This window comes from Alcanivorax sp. MD8A, from assembly GCF_002888555.1.
GTDB lineage: Bacteria > Pseudomonadota > Gammaproteobacteria > Pseudomonadales > Alcanivoracaceae > Alcanivorax.
The window spans coordinates 1-1,453 of the sequence record NZ_AQOQ01000075.1 but is presented as its reverse complement, the minus strand read 5'-3'; the positions used below and the strand labels follow the sequence as shown (position 1 = coordinate 1,453).

At 59.1% G+C, this 1,453-nt stretch carries 2 protein-coding genes; both read left to right on the top strand.

Going from position 1 to position 1,453, the window contains the following annotated elements:
- Positions 1-121: 121 nt before the first annotated feature.
- Positions 122-928, top strand: coding sequence for an IclR family transcriptional regulator (locus tag A15D_RS17050; RefSeq protein WP_022985559.1), 807 nt, complete (start codon positions 122-124; stop codon positions 926-928).
- Positions 929-950: 22 nt separating this feature from the next.
- A complete protein-coding gene (locus A15D_RS17045) occupies positions 951-1,382 on the top strand; it encodes a PaaI family thioesterase (RefSeq protein WP_022985558.1) in 432 nt (143 codons plus the stop codon).
- The last annotated feature ends 71 nt before the right edge of the window (positions 1,383-1,453 follow it).

The window sequence follows — 1,453 nt, the reverse complement described above, 5'->3', positions numbered from 1 at the left end:
TGCAAGGAGTTATTCAGAGGCTCCCTAAGCCTAATACACAACTATAAAAGGTATCGATGGCCCGCACGGAAGACGGGACCGACGAACCGGCACACTCCCGAAGCCTGAAGGAATGACAAGAATGCGTAGAGCGGTCGCAGAAGTGGGAAGTAACGACAAGGATCGAAATTTTGTCACAGCGTTGGCCCGGGGGCTGGATATCCTGCGCTGTTTCGGACCTTCCGATGAATATCTTGGCAATGCGGAGCTGGCCAAACGGACCAGTATTCCGCGGCCGACGGTGTCGCGAATGACAGCGACCCTGACTCAGCTGGGCTACCTGCGTTATGTCCCGCAGCTCGAAAAGTACCGGCTGGGGCCGGGGGTGCTCGATCTCGGGTATCGCTATCTGGCCAGCGAAGGGGTGCGCGATCTGGCGCGTCCCTATATGCAGGAGCTGGCCGATGCCACCGATTGCATGGTGGCGATTGGTGCCCCGGACGGCGCGCAGGTGACTTACATCCAGGTGTGCCAGGGCAATGGTCCTCTGGTGCTGCGTCTGGATATTGGTTCACGGGTCCCGATGGCCACATCGGCACTGGGCCGAGCCTTTCTGGCGGCCACTCCGGCGTCAGAGCGGGAAATGTATTACGAACAGATTCGCAGCCAGGATCCGGCAAACTGGCCGGCCATAGAACGCAGCCTGCAAGAGGCCTACAAGGAATACGAGGAGTTTGGCTTCTGTACTTCCGATGGCGAATGGAACCGGGATGTGAGTGGCGTGGCTGTGCCGCTGATTCTGGATGGGGGTGCCCAGGTGGTGCCTTTCAATTGTGGTGGCTCTTCGCTGCGGTTGAGCCGTCGTACCCTGATCGAAAATCTGGGCCCGCGCCTGAAAGATGTGGTGGGGCAGGTGGCGCAGATGGTTCAGGGGCGTAGCCAGGCCTGATACACCAATAGAAGGATTGCCGATGGATGCTGTTTCTCCGCACAACGGAGTTTTCCTGGACGCTGCCAATGCCCGTTTTTCCACGGGCTTTCCCGCCGAAGTCGGTTTTCACTTTCTCGAATGGCAGGAAGGCCGGGCGGTGTTGGGTCTCAATATTGATGCCCGACATCTCAATCTGGCCAATGTCATTCATGGTGGGGTGCTGGCGACATTGATGGATGTGGCGGGGGCCTGTGCGGGGACATGGAACGCGGACCCTCGCAGCATTCGCAAGGCCGTCACCCTGTCCATGACGACCACCTTTACCGGCCAGGCCAGCGACGGGTTGATTCGTTGCATCGGTACCCGGCGCGCAGGGGGCTCGCGCATCTATAACAGCACCATGGAAGTGTTTGACGAACACGACAATCTGCTCGCCATGGGCGAGGCGACTTTCCGGCTTCGCAGTACCTGATTTGGACAGGGCGGGGGATGAGCCCGCGCCCTGTTGTTGTTTCCTTAGGGAGCCTCTGAATAACTCCTTGC

Coding starts and splice junctions, on each gene's coding strand:
- A15D_RS17050 (WP_022985559.1), top strand. CDS start 122: ATGCGTAGAGCGGTCGCAGAAGTGGGAAGTAACGACAAGGATCGAAAT.
- A15D_RS17045 (WP_022985558.1), top strand. CDS start 951: ATGGATGCTGTTTCTCCGCACAACGGAGTTTTCCTGGACGCTGCCAAT.